We start from the raw sequence: 18131 nt of genomic DNA on the forward strand, positions 1-18131 counted from the left end.
TTTATTGATCAATTTTGAAGTAATCACTCCATAAAGTCGCAGGAATATATTCTGCCCTGTATGGAATAAAATGTGAATTAAGTGTCCAAAGTACTTCTCCATTCTGGTTACTTATGGCCACTTTTCCAGTTTTCGAAATGGTTTGGAGGATATAGTCATTAGGCATCAAAAAGGCACTTCCCATTCTGGATGTATAATACTCTTTTGGAAGTATGTTATCTATTTGTACTTCGGCCTTCATTTGTTCAGTGTCTAATTTAAAGGCCAAGCTTCTGGAAACTTTGTTGACTTTACTGGTATCATTTGGTGAAAAATCACCATTATCAAAGAGCATCAAATCACCATTTCTGTTAATGTATACGGAATGCTGAAAATAAAAATAAGAGCTTGAATCCATCTCAAAATCTCCTCCCTTTCCTAACTTCCAGATTATTTCACCGCTTTTGGAGTCTACCTTCCAAACTTGGTTTTCGATTGGTGTGGAAAGTAAATAATTCCCATCAGTGTCCAAATTCACAGAATTAAAATGAAAACGATCTCCTGCATATTCTTTGATTTTTATATCCTTGGAAATATCCCATACATTCCACGCTGACCATTTGTCCAAAACATTTCCCAAAGTATCCATAATCATTACACCATCTCCCCACAAAGTATCAATTTTGGTTGGAGTATCTGGTAGATCGTAAAGCTTATAATCTCTATAGATACTCATGATTTTATGATCATCAGTCATTCGAAGATCATGGTGAAAGACAATACCTTTTTCTTCCAAATTGGTTCTCCAGAGAACATTCCCTTCTAAATCGATCTCTGCTATCTCTGTCCCTCCCACAAAGCCTATCTTACCAGTTCGCAAATAGTAACTCGCCACTCCTTTATTATCTCCTTTTTCAGGTTTCTTGAATTCATCTTTTCGAGCAGGAGCAAGCAAAGCTAATATGGTATTTCTCGGAGTAATGGTAGCCAAGCGTACACCAAGGTTCTTATCTTGCCAATACCATCGTATTGTCCCTTCTCCATCCACCATCGAGATATATCCAGGGTACCCCCTATAGCATAACATCACTAAGCCATCGCCCATTGCTGTTTTGTCATGAGGCTTATCTTCCTTGATCCATTCATGGATCATCCACGAAGAGGCCTCTCTTGTCTGAAAAGACAATACATCAGTGGATTGATCAATCCATCCATCTATGACAATCCTATATTCATAGGTAGTACCAGGCTCCAGAAGGAGAAGGTGGACCAAATGGTCCACCTTTACTTCACTAATCGGAGTGGTATACTTCACATCATCTCCTTTTTTCCAATATTCCACTTTCAGTGGGGATGCTTCACTTAATGATATTGATAAATCCTCTTTAAGTGCAGAATTTTCTGGAGAGACCAGTTCAACTTTCGTAATCCTGATATTATGATTTGAGTAGTATACAAACCCAAAACACGTCAACAAGCCAAGGCAAGTAATGACAATAGCTAATCCTGTCTTTTTCATTAATTTATCAACTTCTTATGGCAATCTTGAGGCATTTTCTGCAGCCATTTCGTTATGAATCATTGTCTCCACCAAAGGGTAAGGGAAATAACGCATGTTTGAAGTTACGATGGGCTCCATTCCTCTTTGACTGAGGTAGTCATTACATACTTCTTCAAACCTTCCCAGTCGAATGAGGTCTGCCCTTCGATGGTATTCAAAAACTAACTCAAACCCGCGTTCATCAACCAAAGCATCAATCATTTCTTCTTTAGAAGAAGGAGCAACAAACTCCGGACTACTGCCATAAGCTGGAGCTCCTGCACGTGTTCTTATTTCATTGAGATAAGGTAAGGCAGCAGCAGGACCAGAAAGTGCATTTTCAATCTCTGCCTTGCATAATATTATATCTGCCATTCTGAAAACCTGAATCGTCCTTCCATCCAAATAGGAATTGGAAACCATTTCATAAGAATACTTTTTGGTTGAAACATTTTGTAGCAACCTAGTAGTATCATTAGGAGGGGTATTTTCTCCTACATCTGGCATTTTATAAAAGAAGCCATTTGAAGTGGTGCCATCCCTTGCAGCAAGTCCCTCATAGTCAAAATAAAAGAAGTCTTTTCTTGGATCCGAATCGGAGTACTTTCTCCAAAAAGGAAGAGATACCGCATAGTATTGCCACCTATTCTGTACTTCTTTATGATCACTTGGGCCAAAGTGATTGGTGATTTCTCCTCCATTTTGAGCAGATTCATGAAAAATCCCAAAAATCAACCCCATATCAATCTTATTATTGTCAGACCACTCATTCTTGAAATCAGGATTTAGCGCATAATATCCCTCATCCCGAAGTTCCAAAACTTGATCAATGTAGATTTTGGCATTGGTATAATCATGAGCTCTCATATATACCTTACCTAAAAGTGTAAGGGCAGCTCCTTTACTTGCTCTTCCAATACCGTACTCGGCTGCCCACTCTTCAGGAAGGTGTTCTATGGCAAACTTACAATCCTCAATGATCAGTTGATCAACTTCCTCAACTGATGACAAAGGGTAATTAACGGTTTCTGTGGGATTCTCCGCTGTGGTGATCAAAGGTACTGGTCCCCAAGAATCGGTCAAATCACGATAGGAAAGAGCCCTCAAAAACCGCGCTTGAGCTTTAATCTCATTCCTTTTTGACTCCTCCATCTCCACATCATCAATTTTAGAGAGCAAAATATTGGCATTACTGATGACCTCATACATATTGTTCCAGTTTAACCGAAAATATCGATTGTTGTCATCATAAGTGAAATTACTCATTTTGGTAGGGTCTCCTGCGGCAGTGGAAAATCCCATATCTGCCGCATAATCAGTAATCATAACCAAATAACCTGCATAGTATAAATAAGCGTCTCCTGGATAAGGTTTTAACTTCGCATATGTACCTGTCAATGCTGCTTCTACATCACTTTCAGTGCTGTAAGCATTTTTTGTGGTGAGGTCACTATATAGTTCGGGTTCCAAATTGGTGCAAGACACAATCAAAGAAGCAACTATACCCGTATAAGTGAAATTGATATATTTCTTAAAATTCATGATATTCCTTTTTAAAATTTAGCACTAATTCCAATGGTAAATGTCCTCATGCTTGGATAGGAATTGAAATCCAGTCCTGCACCGGCATTGGCCGACTGTGCATTTCCACCATATTTGACCAAATTGTCATTCTCATAACCTTTGGTATCCACCTCCGGATCCCAACCTGAATACCCACTGATAGTGAAGAGATTCTCACCCATGGCATAAACTCTGATGGATTGAACTGCATTTGACTGAAGAGGTATATTATAACCTAATGTTACATTTCTCAAGCGCAAAAATGAGGCATCCTCTATGAAGTGATCATTGATATAACCTCCATATTGGGAATAGAAAAAGCCGTTTCTAGGAATATCAGTATCTGTATTTTCTGGAGTCCATCGATTAAGTGATTCAGCTGTCCTGTTCCACTCCAAGTTCATTCTTGTCATGTTCAACAAGTCATTACCGACTTTTCCGTAAAAGAATAGTGATAAATCAAAATTCTTGTACATGAAACTATTATTGAAACCAAATGTGAATTTAGGATATGCCGAGCCTATTATTCCTCGGTCTGCAGAAGTAATCAGACCATCACCATTGAGATCTTCAAACATTGGATCACCGGCTTTTGAATTAGGCTGTGGAGCATATGTTTCTCCTTCTTGAAGCACACCTACGTATTTGTACCCATAGAGTGAACCAAGAGGTTTTCCTTCTTGAATGATAGCGTAGCTTTCTTCAGAGACATTTCCTATTGGCTTTGAAGAGGTCAACAAAATCTCGCTTTGATCTCCAAGGCTAAGTACTTTATTTTTGTTTATGGCAAAATTTAAACCCGTCTTCCAAGAGAACTGATTATTAGTGGGAACTTGATATTCCATATTAAACTCTAAACCCTTATTCTCAGTGGCCCCTACATTGCTAAGTCCAGATGCATATCCAGAATACTTCGGAAGATTAACTCTTATCAGCAAATTGTCAGTTCGCTTATAATATCCATCTATGTTAAATTTCAAGCGATTATCCAACAAACTAAAGTCAAGCCCAGCATTGAATTGATCTGTAGTTTCCCACTTCAATTTACTATTCTCTGGAGAAGAGCTATTTAGAAAGGTACCTGCGGTATTGTTTACCCCATCAAAAGTGTATCTAGCTGTTGATACCAAACCATAAGATGCATAATTCCCTATTCGCTCATTACCAGTACGGCCATAACCTGCTCTGAATTTTAAATCAGAAAATAGGGATTGGTTTTCCATGAAACTTTCATCGATAACTCTCCAAGCAAAAGAGCCCGAAGGAAATATACCCCATTTATTATCCTCACCAAACCTAGATGAACCATCAGACCTAACGGTAAAGGTAAAGAGGTACTTATCGTCCAAGGAATAGTTGGCTCTGCCAAAGAAGGATATTAATATATTTTCAGTCTTGCTTGAACTGACTCCAGTTATGGTCGAGGCAGCACCTACATTGTTATATCCATAAAGATCTGTCGAGAACCCATAAACATTAATTCCATTGCTTTCATTGATGTATTTCTCGTAAGAGTAGCCTCCCATTACTTGAAGTGCATGGCGCTCTTTGATCAATTTTTCGTAGGTAACAAATATATCAAACAAATTATGGGTCAATGAATAATTGGAGAGGTTAGCAACCCCATCGTTAATTCCTCCTTGATAAGAATCTTTGGAAAGATATCCTCCCAAGCGGTCTTCTCTTATTTCTGTACCTGCATCCATTCTAGCCTTAAGCCCTTTTGCCAAGTTTAACTCCAAAAACATGGAACCGTTCAATTTACTTTTTTGTACATCATTTTGTCGGGCTGTAAGGTTGGCCAATGGGTTATCTCCTCGTCCTCCTGGTGGGCGTGCAAAGGAGCCATCCTGATTATAGACTGGCACAGTGGGGTCATAAGTCAAAATGCTATAAAGCACGTTTGAATTCAAAATGTTACCATCATAAACCTGATAATTGGAATTTTCCCGCTGAGCCATGATGGTCGCACCAGATTTGATAAAGTCATTTATTTCGTGATCCACATTGACTCGACCTGATAATCTTGAAAAATTGGTATTCTTCAAGACTCCTTCTTGATCAAAGTACCCAATACTCGTAAGTACCTTGGTTTTTTCGCTTCCTCCAGTTATTTGCAAACTGTAATTTTGAACTAAACTTCTTCTTGTAGTTGCCTCGATCCAATCGGTACTGACATCAGAGGCCAACTGAGAGGGAGTATAGGCACCGTTGTTAATATTCTCTTGACCATCTATTTCTTTATATAGATCATTCGCCAAATACATATAATCTTGACCATTCAACATATCAAATGGCACTATTATATTCTGGGTACTGGTATAGGCATTGACTGCTATATTACCTTGCCCCTCCTTTCCTCTTTTGGTGGTGATCAAAACAACTCCGTTCGCACCCCTTGAACCATAAATTGCCGTAGCAGAAGCATCCTTTAATATTTCCATTGAGGCAATATCTTCAGGATTGATATTAATTCCATTATCAGTTGGAAACCCATCCACAACATATAAGGGTTCATTGGAACTACTTACGGAGTTTGCCCCCCTAATTCTAATTGACATGCTTCCTCCAGGAGCCTTAGAATTTTGAGTAACGACTACCCCTGAAGCTCTACCTTGAATAGCCTGAGCCACATTACTCACAGTACCTCCAGAAGTCAAATCATCAGCATTCAAGGATGAGATTGCTCCTGTCAGGTCACTTTTTTTCTGCGAACCATATCCAACGACCACCACTTCATCCAACTGAGCCGCGTCTTCTTGTAAGACAATATTGAAAACCTCTTGATTGCCTACCAATATTTCCTTAGTAACATAACCCACAAAAGAAACCACCAAAGTTGCATTCTCAGGCACATCCAGTGAAAATTTCCCATCGATATCCGTGGCGGTACCTATAGTTCTCCCTTTCACCAATATGGTGGCCCCTGGTATTGAATTTCCTCTTTCATCCAGTACGCTTCCTGTAATTTTTACGTTTTCAATAAACGCTTCAGGGACAGCGGACTTGGAAAATAGACTTGCATCCCTGATTTGGACTGAAATATTTTCATTGACCTGCTTAAATGAAAGCCCGCTTTGCTCTGCTATTTTGTACAGTATCTTGGAAAGCGTCTCATTTTTCGAAACAAGACTGATCCTTGAAGGGTTATCATTAAACAGTGATTTGTTGAAATGATAGGTAAAACTAAGTCCACTCTTTTGTTCAATTTCCTTGAATACATGACTTAAGTCTTCATTTTCCAACTCCAATGAAATCCTTATTTTATCAATACTTTGAGCATCTGACGTTTTAGCCAGAAGAATTCCGGAAAAAAGACTTGTGATAAAGAGTATTAAGAATGAGTTTACAGTCATCCTAAATAATTTAAATAAATAGTTTTTCATATTTTTGTAGTGGTTTGAATGTAACAATTCGACTAACAGGACTGTTAACACTGATTCGACCCGGTTTAACAGTCCTTATTTATTTTTCATAGGCACTTTACATATTTTGACAATTCCCTCCTTTGATTACAATTTTTTTGGATCGACTATCAATCTCGTATTCAAAACCCAAAGCATACTGCAAGGAAATCAATACATTATCCAAACTTTCATTGTGGTATTTACCTTGAATTATGCAGCGGTTAGTTTGGGGAGATTGATTTTCTATCTCTACACCATACCATCTTTCGAGTTCAAATAGAACTTTTGAAAAAGGATCCTTATCAAAAAGTAATGTTTTATCTTTCCACATGGCTATCTGAGAAGCATCAACTTTCCCCACCTTAATCGTTTCTTCTTCTTTATGAAACGACGCCATTTCTCCAGGAATCAAAATGGCACGCTGATCCCTAGAATTTTGAGAAGAATCTGAAGCAATTACTTGTACTTTTCCTGTAACCACCGAAACGGCGATATTATCTTCATTTTCAAATGAGTTTATATTAAATGAAGTACCAAGCACCTTCGTGGTTACTCTACCTGTGTGCACCATAAAAGGCCTTTCTTCATCTCTTGTTACTTCAAAAAAAGCTTCTCCCTCAAGCCATATCTCCCGCTTTTCATTCGCAAAGAATTCAGGATAGCTCAGTTGGCTACTTGAATTTAACCACACAATGGAACCATCCGGTAAATGGATCTTACTCTTCTTACCAGAAGGGTTACTCTTAGTGTTTAAAGCTACTACAGAATTACTTTTAAAATCACTGGTAGACCTATTATCAGGCAGAAGCTTGTAGAATGCAAATGAAAGCGTTAAAAACAAAAGCAAAACAGCAGCACGGCTAACCCAAAATCCTATGTTTCTTGTTTTCGGAACAAGCTTATTTTCGCTTTGTATAATTTGTCGCTTTAAACGGCCAAAGACTAGCTCTTTGGATTCTTTTTCATACTCACTTAGTTGAAACTGATCTTGCTCGGGATCCATACGCGCAACCAAGGTTTTGTAAGCCTCCATTCCCTTTTGGGTCTGTAATATTTCAAAAACTTGATTGACTTCATCCTGATTACATTTATTAAGGAGAAATTTCTGTAATAAGTAATACTCTTGATGCTTCATTTATATTCTGATTGTATATATTATTACAGAAAATAGACAAAGTCCATATACTCCTTTACAAAATATTTTTTTTTAAATCTTTATCGATATCCGATTAACTGCTTAGTCAAAAAAGATATATGGAAAATGTTTTTTTATTACAAAGTATATTTACAAAATAATATATTAAAACAACAACATCCACTGTGCCAATTCAAAAGAAAACTCACCTTTACTAGACACTAAAAAATAGACTTAATATCATTAAAATTATAGAAACACCTAGCTTAATTAATCTCTCCAAACTCCTATTGGCCTTGATAATATGACTATTTACTGTCCCTTTAGAAATCCCCAAAATATCCGCTGCTTCCTCGTATGATTTCCCTTCCAACTTGCATAAACGGAAAACTTTCTGTCTCACAGGTGGAAGTTTAGCAACAGCGATATTAAAGCTATTTTCAAATTCCCTTTGAATTAGGACATCTTCAGGCCCACTTTCCAAACTGGATAATTGAGAGTCAGTAATTTCTCTTAAAAGAACTGGTTTTTTTGCGGCTTTATCCAATAGGTTGAGGACATGGTTTTTGCAAATTTTGTATAAAAATGGGCTGATTGATCTATCTTCCTGTACACGTTCTCGGCTATTCCATAATTTAAGAAAAACATCATGTACCGCCTCCTCTGCTAGCTCTTTTGATTTAAGAAATTTCAAGGCATACCTGTACAATGAAGGAAAAAAATGATCATATAATGCTCTGAAAGCAACTTCACTTCCTTTTTTGAAAGAAATCAACAGAAGCTTTTCATCAAAGTTGGTGTTTTCAACTGACATGTTTCGTATTCTAAAGAAGGCAACCTTAAGATATGGCACCTGAGCGGATGGACACTAAAATAATCTCCATTATCCATTTAGTTCTTGGACACCTTGATCTATTAGCAATGATAGACAAGTAACGCTGAACACTTCTTACCTAAACAAAGCAAAATGTGTTTTGGCAACCATAAATGGAATATAAAAAACATCATTAAATAAAAGAAACTTTTAATAAAAAAATGATAAGAATTCGAAAAAAATATATTGTTTTAATAAAGTAATGTGCTAGTTATTGATATGTTTCTAATGTATATGGAAGATTTTTCTTGTCACCGTTTCATTCAATTTACTAGGTATAACTAATATCAACTTCAAAAAAGTCCTCTCTCGAAATAGTCAAGAGAGGGCCGCAAATATATTCCACTTTTTATTTACCAGTTTTATAATGCTCCTTCGGTTGGCTTTTTAGAATTTTTACGGCTGATTCAGCGGTGATGTCCCTTTGTGGATTAGCTAGCATCTCATAGCCTACCATAAACTTCTTAACCGTGGCAGAACGTAATAATGGCGGATAAAAAACCATGTGCAAGTCCCACTCTGGATGGTCTTTCCCGTCGGTCATGGCCTGATGGATTCCAGCCGAATAAGGAAAGGACACCTTAAAAACGTTATCATACATAATGGTCAACTGACGATAAGCATCCGCCAATGCTTCCATTTGTGCTTCATCCATTTCTGCCAAAGAGGCAATATGGGTTTTGGGAGCTATCATGGCCTCAAAAGGCCACACTGCCCAGAAAGGAACCAAGCCTACAAAATATTCATTTTCAAAAAGGATTCGTTCGTTTTTCTTCAACTCTTCTTGTACATAATCCACCACCATGCTTCGTCCATATTTCTCAAAATACTGAGAAAACTTCTGCTGCTTTTTTGCTGGTTCTACAGGTACAGATTCTTGCGCCCAGATCTGTCCATGTGGGTGTGGGTTGGAGCACCCCATTACTGAACCCTTATTCTCAAAAATCTGAACGTAATTGATGAAATCCTTTCCGCCCAAACCAAGGTATTCCGCTTTCCACAACTCCACCACCTTGGTAATTGCCTGCACATCCAACTCTGGAATGGTCAAGTCATGTCGCGGAGAAAAACAAATCACCTTGCATATGCCCCGCTCACTTTTGGCTTTGAAAAACTCTCCTTCTGACAATTCCCCTTCTGGAATATCAGCAGTCAAGGCGCCAAAATCATTTTGAAAAACAAAGCTTCCTTGATAATCTGGATTTAGCTCCCCGTTCACTCGGGTATTGGTGGGGCAAAGGTAACAAGCTTCATCATAGGCCACCTTCTTCTCCTCAGCAGTATTTTCTTCCTGACCTTGCCATGGTCGCTTCCCTCGATGTGGAGAAACCTGAAGCCAGTCACCAGTGAATGGGTTGTACCTCCTGTGACTGTGGTCTTCAAAGTTAAAATCTGACATAATTCAATTCTAGGTATAAATAGGTTTAATAGTATTTCTTATTTTTTTAACATGGACCTAAACGTCATAAACTGAGATTAAAGTCTCTTAACAAGCATTGATGCTCTGCCCTAGGCTGTAACCAAACGGGTTCCATCAGTAATATTTACTTCATAGATTTTCAAAGCTTTGCCAAAGGCTTCATAATAAGCGGTGGCCACTTCTTTTTCAAATTGATCCTTACCTGACTTTTCGACCAAGTTGATAGTACAGCCACCAAAACCTCCCCCCATCATCCGCGCTCCAGCGACACTTTCATTTGATTTAGCGAAATCAGCCAAGAAGTCCAATTCCTTACAGCTCACTTCATACATTTCAGAAAGACCATCATGAGAGCCATACATCTGCTGGCCAAAGCCTTTGATATCTCCTTTTTCCAATAGCTCACAGCCCTTCAACAATCGCTCATTTTCTTCAATCACGTATTTGCTTCTGGTGTAAACCACCTCACTGACATCCCCTTTAGCTTCATCAAGCATTTCAAGAGTAACATCTCGTAGACTTTGAACAGCAGGATGGTATTTCTGTACCGCCTCAACCCCTTCTTGACACTCCCTTCTTCGATCATTGTAAGCTGTATCGGCTAAAGAATGCTTGACCTGTGTATCACAAAGCACAATTTGGTAATCACCCAATTCTATTGGAAAATAGCTAAAGTCCAAAGACCTGCAATCCAAGCGAATGGCATGGTTGTCCTTCCCCATCATAGAAGCAAACTGATCCATGATGCCGCATTGTACTCCTGCAAATTCATGCTCTGCTTTTTGGGCAAACTTAAGCATATTGAGTTTTTCAAGCCCCAAATCAAAAAGTGCTGAAAGAGCCAAGCAGACACCATTTTCCACTGCCGCGGAAGATGACAACCCTGCACCTACAGGAACATCGCCACCAAAAACAAGATCAAAACCTTTCAGCTCATAGCCTGCTTTCTGAAGTTGTGCTACCACACCCATGACATAATTTCCCCAGCCGCCTTCCATGCGTTCAAAGTCATTAATATTAAATGTCAAGGATTCTTGAAAATCAAAGGAGAAAAGACGGCATTCCTCTAAATCATTGGCCTGGACAGCAATGACAATTTCTTTGTCAATGGCTGCAGGAAGTACAAATCCTTCATTGTAATCTGTATGTTCTCCGATAAGATTTATACGTCCGGGAGATTTAACGACAATAGGCTCTTTGTCAAAAAGTTCTTTGAACTTTGACTGAATGATAGTAGGATTCATGGTAATCTATATTTGCTTTACTTTTTTACTGAAAATTTAAAGGTAGTGTAGCTTTCAAACCGCTCGTCTGGCCGAAGTATCACTGATGGAAAGTGAGGCTGGTTAGGAGAATCTGGAAAATGCTGCGTTTCCATGGCAATACCTCCGTGTTTTGGATAAATTTTTCCTTTACCACTTACACTTCCATCAAAATAGTTTGCAGTATACAATTGTATGCCAGGCTCTGAACTCTGAACTTCCATTTCAATACCTGACTCAGACGAATAAAGTGTGGCACCTGGATTATTCTTATCAAAAACAATGGTTTGATCCAAGCCATTGGCAATGACCGTTTGCTCATGATCTGAAAACACGGCTTCCTTCACTTTTTTGCTTTGTAGCAAATCAAAAGGTGTTCCTTTAACGGAAAGTATTTCGCCAGTAGGAATACTTCCTGCTACTACAGGGATATAAAAAGGCGCATTTGCCTGGATGTCATGATCAAGAATGGTTTTTGAAAAATCACCCGAAAGGTTAAAATAGGAATGATTGGTAAGATTGATTACGGTACCTTTATCAGTCTCGGCAGTATAGGAAATTTTAAGTTCACTTTCACCTTCCAGGCTAAAGGTAACACACACTCTCAGGTTTCCTGGATAATTTTCCTCACCATCTGGACTGAGATAAGTAAACTTCACTCCACGTTCAACAATTTCCGCTTCCCAAATCTTCTTGTCAAAACCTATCTTGCCCCCATGAAGATGGTGGTCCCCATTCGTAATGGCCAGTTGATAATCCTTTCCATCCAACTCAATTTTCCCTCTGTTGATCCTATTGCAAACCCTGCCAACTGTACATCCCATGAAAGCATTGGCCTTCAAATAGTTTTCGCTGATATACTCTTCAAAAGTATCAAAGCCCAACACGACATCTGTACTTTCTCCTTGCCTGTCAGGGACAAAAAGATGGGTCATTGTGGCCCCATAATTGGTTACACAAACTTTAGTACCATAATTATTGCTCAGGGTAAATAAATGGACATCCGTTCCATTTATTGTTTTGCCGAAAACAGATTGCTCGACTTGTATTTTGGTGTGGTTTGGCTTTTCGGTCGACAAAGAAGTCAGGTTTATTAATTGACAATTTTGATTTTTAGAAATGCCAAATTAATAGATTAAAAAATGTAATTCGGGGCAATGAAGACTTATTTTTGAAAAAAACGTTCCCGAAAACGTTTCCATTAATAATTCATTTTTGTGATGATTTCCTTACAATTAGTTCTGTATCCAAAACAATGGCCTGAGGCTCAAAATCCTCTGGGTTCATCAATTGGTCCAAAAGATTGTTTGCAGCCAATTTTCCCATTTCATATGCTGGCTGATCCACCGTGGTAAGGGAAGGCTCCAAAGCATCCGAGATCGGCATATTGGTAAAGCCCACCAAGGCAACATCAGCAGGTATCTTTAAACCTCTTGATTTTAAAAATTTCATCACATCAATGGCTACAGGGTCATTAATTGCAAAAATAGCATCTGGCATCTCTTCCAGATCCAATAGCTCCTGAGTTAGGATTTGAGTGCAATTTTCCGTCAAATCACTATGTTTCACTAAATCATTCTGGACCTTCATTCCATATTCATCCAGTGCTTTTTCATAGCCGGCCATCCGCTTCTTACTGATATACATTTCTTCCGGACCGGACATAAAAGCTATTCGCCTACAGCCTTGCCCAATCAAATGTTTTGTGACTTTATAAGCACCCAAACTATCGTCCACAGTCACTGTGGAAACAGGCAGCCCCTCATGAATCCGATCAAAAAGTACAAAAGGGATTTCTCTTTCGATCAGGTTATCCAAATGCTCATAGGAGGAAGTCTCCCGAGACAATGAAATCAGCAAACCATCAACACGGCTAGAGATCAGGGTGCGAATATCTGATTTCTCTTGATCAAAACTTTCATTTGACTGGCAAATCATCACATTATAGCCCCTGCTATAAGCCGTATCTTGAATACCACTGATATTGGAAGCAAAAAAATGGGAAGCCAACTGAGGAACAACAATCCCCAAAGTTTTGGTTTTGTTGACCCGGAGGCTTTGGGCCACAACGTTAGGGGTGTAATTCAGCTTTTCAGCCATGGCCAAAACCTTCTTTCTGGTCTCCAGCTTGATTTCGGGAGAATCCCTCAATGCTCTTGAAACCGTAGAAATACTGATTTTAAGCTTTAGCGCAATGTCCCTGATGGTTACTTGTCCCTTTTTCATTTTTTTCTTTGTTGCTCAAAAAATGAATATACATTTTTTACAAGAGAACACCTATTCCCCACACTTGGGACTAAGTTTATTCTTGGTAGATGGTGAATAAAACTGTCTCTCCAACAGCCTTAAGCGTTCGTTTATCAATAACCTCCATGTTATCGGAATGCTTGTGGTGGTACCTACCAAATCCAAAATCAGGGGAATAATCAATGATGTCAATCATTGGAATCCGGGCTATTTCATTTACAGGAATATGATCATCTGTGATCGCATGAGAATCTCTCATCTGAAAAAAATCACTGTGACCTATTGAATGGGCGAAATTCCATACTTTCGTCACAATCCCTTTTGCATATTGCTGAGAAACACCTTCTTTGTAAAAGCGAGCTCCTTTTGCTCCAACCATGTCCACCAAGATCCCATAATAAGCCGCATAGCCACGCTCATGAGGATTTCTGGACCAATATTGAGAGCCCAAACACCACCATTTGGCATCATCTGTCCCACCTTTGGCAGACTCAGGCTTTCCATCATCCTCACCATCAAACAAAATAAAATCAATCCCAATATCAGGTTTTAGTTCTGCATTTGAAATGCTTCTGGCTATTTCTAACAAAACCCCTACCCCACTGGCACCGTCATTGGCACCATCAATTGGTTCATTGATTCGCTCGGTATCTTTATCAGCAATCCTTCTGGTATCCCAGTGGGCTGCCAAAATTACTCTTTTCTTGGCTGATGGATTAAAGGAAGCAATGATGTTCATCAACTCCAGTTTTTTCCCATCATAGGCCTCGGCCTCAAATTCCTGAACCTCTACACCCAGCCCAAATGACTTGAATTTGTCCTGTAGCCAAGCAGCAGTGGCTTTGTGTGATTCGGTATTGGGAACCCTTGGCCCAAAATCAACCTGATCCTGAATGTACTGATATGCAGAGTCCACATTAAATACAGGAACATCACTCAAGGCAACCTCAACCTGAGGTTCTTCTACTACAACTTCACTTTTGTGATCTCCACATGCTCCCAAAAACCATAGTAAAACTATAGCCCAGACTAAATTATTCTTCATATGCCCAATCTACTTTATCTTTCATATCCTTTACCACTACACCAATTGATTTCAACGCAGACCTGATTTCATCTACCTTGTCATAATTTTTGGCCAGTTTGGCTTCTTGGTAAACCCTTAGAAGGATTTCCAGCAATTCCTGCTGCTTGTCAGACTTCTCTTCTAAAAGCCCTAATATTTCCTCTACAAAAACGACGAAAGTAGCATTTAATTTCTCAAAAACATCTTTGCCTAAAACTGATGCCTTCAGCTGACCTGTGTAAAGACTATTAATTTTCTTCAATAAGTTAAACAAATGTCCAATGGCTTGGGCAGAATTAAAATCATCGTTCATCGCCCTATAGGCACTTTCAATACTCTTTTCAATCTGCTGAATTTGCTTTTCATCCCTAACTACACCTTCCTCTTCTGTGTACTCCAAACTTTTAGCAATTCTCAATCCATTGATAATTTTTTTGTATCCTTTTTGTGCCGCCTTCAGAGCTTCGTTGGAGAAATCCAAAGTAGACCTATAGTGCGCCGTCAAAATAAAATACCTGATGGTCATTGGAGAATAGGCTTGATCAAGAAGATCATGCTTGCCAGTAAACAACTCCTGAAGGGTAATAAAATTACCAAGTGATTTGCCCATCTTTTGACCATTGATGGTAATCATATTATTATGCATCCAGTATTTAGCGGGGTCATGCCCATGACCTGCATTACCTTGGGCGATTTCACACTCATGGTGAGGAAACATCAAGTCCATCCCACCACCATGAATATCAAACTGATTGCCAAGATACTTGGAACTCATGGCGGTGCATTCTAAATGCCAACCGGGAAAGCCCAATCCCCATGGTGATTCCCACTTCATCAAATGCTCTGGAGAGGCATTTTTCCATAAAGCAAAATCAATCGGGTTTCTTTTTTCATCCTGACCATCCAACTCTCTGCTCCCACTCATCAATTCATCCACCACCCTTCCGGAAAGCTTGCCATATGGCTTTTCACTATTATACTTGAGCACATCAAAATACACACTACCATTTACTTCATAGGCAAAACCAGCATCCAAAATATCTTTTACCAATTGGATCTGCTCTGGAATGTGTCCTGTAGCCCTTGGTTCAATATTGGGTTTATTGGTATTTAGGGATTCCATATCCCTATGGTAAGTATCAGTATAGTATTGGGCCACTTCCATCGGCTCCAACTGCTCCAGCTTTGCCTTTTTGGCAATCTTGTCCTCTCCATCATCTGCATCTCCCTGTAAATGCCCCACGTCAGTAATGTTCCTTACATACCTTACTTTGTACCCAAGATGACTCAAATACCGATACACGGTATCAAAAGTGACTGCAGGTCGGGAATGTCCTAAATGTGCATCTCCATAAACGGTAGGTCCACAAACATACATCCCAACAAATGGTGGCTTTAGTGGCTCAAAAAGTTCTTTTTCACGCGAAAGCGTATTGTAAATCTTTAATTCTTTGGAAATCATAAACAAATTTAATTAAACCGACAGGAAATTAGCAGTCATTTGGGTCACAAAACTATCTGTTAAAATTCATTTTTCTGCCCTTTGGATGGAATAAAACTCAATCGAAACAAAAAAGATTCAGATTCAAAAATATTAAAATCAGCTTCGCAAAAAAGATAATCGACTTTTTAAATTCAAATATTCTTTAGGTAATACATGCTCCATGTACTGATTAAATGGATAGCACATAGGATTTCCGATCAAAAAAGGAGCTTATGATGAAAAAAACCTCGTTAAAAATATTATATGATCAAAAAGCCACTTTTTTTCCGAAAAAAAATTTATTACATTTGTACCGTATTAAGTCGTTTACGAGAGGGGACACAACGTCCCCTCTTTCATTATAGGTAAGTGTAGTATGAGTTTGAAGCAGACCATCGAGGAGATTGTAACGAAGCATTTGCCCGATGATTCTCATTTTGTGGTAGATGTCCTCATCAATGAGAAAGGCCCTAAGCAAAAAGTCAGCATTCTTATTGATGCAGATGGAGGTTTAAATATCGACACCTGCGCTACAGTCAGCAGAGCTGTAGGCGAAGAATTAGAAGCCAAAGAAATAATAGAAAAAGCCTATGTGCTTGAAGTTTCTTCACCAGGACTGGACCACCCACTTACTGGCAGGAGACAATATCAAAAAAACATAGGGAGGAACCTTCAGGTCACCATGGAAAATGGTGAGAAAATGGAAGGAAAGCTCTTGAGCGTAGACCAATCGGCCATCAACCTATTGGTAAAACAAAAAGAAAAAGGCAAAAAAGCTGTTGAAGTAGAAGCAACAATAGCTTTGGAGCAAATTAAGAAATCAATTGTATTAGTCTCTTTTAAATAAAAAAAATGGATGCTAAAGTTCTGATAGAATCGTTTGCAGAATTTGCAAGATCAAAAAATGTGGATCGTCCTACCATGATCCGCATCTTGGAAGATGTGTTTAGAGCAATGATTCGTAAAAAGTACGAAACAGATGAGAATTTCGATGTAATCATCAACGCAGACAAAGGTGACCTTGAGATTTGGAGGATCAGGGAAATTGTTGACGATAATTCGGAAGACATCTGGGATCATGACAAAATCAGCCTATCCGAAGCCAGAAAAATCGAACCTGATTTTGAAATTGGCGAAGAGACTTACGAAAGAATCGAATTGGAGGACTTTGGAAGAAGAGCCGTGATGATGGCAAGACAGACTTTGATCCAGAAGATCAAGGATTTGGAAAAAGACTTGCTTTTCCAACAATATGAGGAGTTGGTAGGTGAAATCATCACTGCTGAAGTTTACCAAATCTTAGGAAGAGAAATGCTTTTAATGGACGGTGAAGGCAATGAGCTGATCCTTCCAAAAGGAGAACAAATCCCTAAGGACCGTTTCCGAAAAGGAGATACCGTAAAATCCATTGTCCACAAAGTGGAAATGGTCAACGGCAACCCACGAATCATTCTTTCAAGAACTTCTCCAATTTTCTTGGAAAGATTGTTTGAAAATGAAGTACCGGAAGTTTATGATGGATTGATCACTATCAAGAAGATTGTCAGAGAGCCAGGAGAAAGAGCCAAGGTAGCCGTAGAATCTTATGATGATCGTATTGATCCAGTAGGTGCATGTGTGGGTATGAAAGGAAGCAGGATTCATGCTGTAGTTCGTGAACTTCAAAACGAGAACATTGATGTCATTAACTACACTGATAACTTAGAACTATATGTTTCGAGAGCCCTAAGTCCAGCCAAGGTCAGCTCGATTTCAGCCAATGAAGAAGAGAAGAGACTTTCTGTCTTTTTAAAGCCTGATCAAGTATCTTTGGCCATCGGAAAAGGAGGGTATAATATCAGATTGGCCAGCCGTTTGGTGGGCTACGAAATAGATGTCTTCAGAGAACTTTCTGATTACGAGGAAGAAGAAGATGTCGATCTATCCGAATTTTCTGACGAAATTGAGGGTTGGATTATTGAAGAGTTGAAGAAAACAGGTCTGGACACTGCAAAAAGCGTATTAGCATTGTCTACTGAAGACCTAACCAGAAGAACTGAGCTCGAAGAAGAAACTATCGAGGAGATCTTCAGAATATTAAAACAGGAATTTGAACAGTAAATCATTTGCCCTGATGGGATAACATTAGTGGCATATTTACATCAATAAAAAATTA

Annotated in this window: 13 protein-coding genes; 2 read left to right on the plus strand and 11 right to left on the minus strand. The window is 38.9% G+C overall.

From position 1 onward, the window contains the following. Position 1 precedes the first annotated feature (1 nt). The 11 genes from IFO69_RS06515 to cysS form a co-directional block, all read right to left on the minus strand. Positions 2 to 1498: an aryl-sulfate sulfotransferase gene (locus IFO69_RS06515; RefSeq protein ID WP_192009265.1), complete on the minus strand. Its 1497-nt coding sequence runs from the start codon at positions 1496 to 1498 to the stop codon at positions 2 to 4. 15 nt (positions 1499 to 1513) lie between these two features. Further along, a complete protein-coding gene (locus IFO69_RS06520) occupies positions 1514 to 3061 on the minus strand; it encodes a RagB/SusD family nutrient uptake outer membrane protein (RefSeq protein WP_225444032.1) in 1548 nt (515 codons plus the stop codon). Positions 3062 to 3072: 11 nt separating this feature from the next. Beyond that, the gene (locus IFO69_RS06525; protein WP_225444033.1) at positions 3073 to 6468 is read right to left on the minus strand and encodes a SusC/RagA family TonB-linked outer membrane protein; all 3396 of its coding nucleotides are present in this window, start codon (positions 6466 to 6468) and stop codon (positions 3073 to 3075) included. A 97-nt stretch (positions 6469 to 6565) separates the two neighbouring features. Then, entirely contained in the window at positions 6566 to 7624 is a 1059-nt protein-coding gene (locus tag IFO69_RS06530) for a FecR family protein (protein WP_192009266.1), read from the minus strand. 214 nt (positions 7625 to 7838) lie between these two features. Then, positions 7839 to 8438 carry an RNA polymerase sigma factor gene (locus tag IFO69_RS06535; RefSeq protein WP_192009267.1) on the minus strand — a complete coding sequence of 200 codons (600 nt, stop codon included), beginning with the start codon at positions 8436 to 8438 and terminating at the stop codon, positions 7839 to 7841. A 409-nt stretch (positions 8439 to 8847) separates the two neighbouring features. Next, positions 8848 to 9897: a UDP-glucose--hexose-1-phosphate uridylyltransferase gene (locus tag IFO69_RS06540; RefSeq protein ID WP_192009268.1), complete on the minus strand. Its 1050-nt coding sequence runs from the start codon at positions 9895 to 9897 to the stop codon at positions 8848 to 8850. 110 nt (positions 9898 to 10007) lie between these two features. Then, positions 10008 to 11162 (minus strand): galactokinase, encoded by a 1155-nt coding sequence (locus tag IFO69_RS06545; RefSeq protein WP_192009269.1) that lies wholly within the window; start codon positions 11160 to 11162, stop codon positions 10008 to 10010. A 17-nt stretch (positions 11163 to 11179) separates the two neighbouring features. Continuing rightward, complete coding sequence (locus IFO69_RS06550) at positions 11180 to 12259, minus strand: aldose epimerase family protein (RefSeq protein WP_192009270.1); 1080 nt, start codon at positions 12257 to 12259, stop codon at positions 11180 to 11182. Between the two features lie 130 nt (positions 12260 to 12389). Then, a complete protein-coding gene (locus tag IFO69_RS06555; protein WP_192009271.1) occupies positions 12390 to 13406 on the minus strand; it encodes a LacI family DNA-binding transcriptional regulator in 1017 nt (338 codons plus the stop codon). Between the two features lie 76 nt (positions 13407 to 13482). Beyond that, entirely contained in the window at positions 13483 to 14472 is a 990-nt protein-coding gene (locus IFO69_RS06560; RefSeq protein ID WP_192009272.1) for a M28 family peptidase, read from the minus strand. Beyond that, a complete protein-coding gene (cysS, locus tag IFO69_RS06565; protein WP_192009273.1) occupies positions 14462 to 15955 on the minus strand; it encodes a cysteine--tRNA ligase in 1494 nt (497 codons plus the stop codon). Before cysS ends, IFO69_RS06560 begins: the two co-directional genes overlap by 11 nt. 397 nt (positions 15956 to 16352) lie before the next feature. On the opposite strand from cysS, the gene IFO69_RS06570 reads away from it, so the two are divergent. Together IFO69_RS06570 and nusA are read left to right on the plus strand one after the other, a co-directional pair. After that, complete coding sequence (locus tag IFO69_RS06570; RefSeq protein WP_192009274.1) at positions 16353 to 16823, plus strand: ribosome maturation factor RimP; 471 nt, start codon at positions 16353 to 16355, stop codon at positions 16821 to 16823. Between the two features lie 5 nt (positions 16824 to 16828). After that, on the plus strand, positions 16829 to 18076 hold the full coding sequence (gene nusA, locus IFO69_RS06575) for a transcription termination factor NusA (RefSeq protein WP_192009275.1): 1248 nt from the start codon (positions 16829 to 16831) through the stop codon (positions 18074 to 18076). Positions 18077 to 18131: the final 55 nt, after the last annotated feature.

The organism is Echinicola arenosa, from assembly GCF_014841125.1.
GTDB classification, from domain to species: Bacteria; Bacteroidota; Bacteroidia; order Cytophagales; family Cyclobacteriaceae; genus Echinicola; species Echinicola arenosa.